Origin of the sequence: Bradyrhizobium sp. sGM-13 (genome assembly GCF_018398875.1) — a bacterium.
Taxonomy (GTDB): Bacteria; Pseudomonadota; Alphaproteobacteria; order Rhizobiales; family Xanthobacteraceae; genus Bradyrhizobium.
The window spans coordinates 1-459 of the sequence record NZ_JAGWDK010000193.1; the positions used below are offsets into that span (position 1 = coordinate 1).

The 459-nt window shown below is 69.3% G+C and carries 1 protein-coding gene; it reads right to left on the reverse strand.

Annotated features, from left to right (window positions below; translation table 11 throughout):
- Positions 1 to 459 (reverse strand): hypothetical protein (locus KJQ96_RS38745; protein ID WP_213291192.1); only part of this gene is annotated, 459 nt, incomplete at both ends.

A 459-nucleotide genomic window follows, 5' to 3' on the forward strand; every position in this document is an offset into this window, starting at 1 on the left:
GGATGCACTGCTCCGCCGGATAGGGGGCCGCCGTCCGGTTCAACTCCTCCAGGAGGTAGGCGCGCTCAGCGGCTGGCAGGATGTCCAGGTCTCGCACCGGCGTATTGGGGGCGTGCTCCAGCGCCTCAGCCACTTGCTCGAGCGCGCGCTGCATGTAACCGCAGACCCGGTCCGCAGCGACGCCCTCCGCCACCTGCGCCGTCAGACCGAGCGCCTCGCCAAAATCCTCCACCGACAAGGACAGGGGATAGTTGGTGCGCTCCTCCCCGCCCAGCCATTCGGCCCCCTCTAGCCCATCATTCGGTGCAGAACCGGACATGGCCGCTGGCGTGGTGTGACGATAGTTCAACAGCGCGCTGAACAGCGGCGCCGGTGCCGCAACCCCGCTGCAGCGTTGCGCCAAGGCCAGCGAGGCATGCTCGTGCGCCAGCAGCTCGGCCAGCCGGGCGTGGGTGGTCC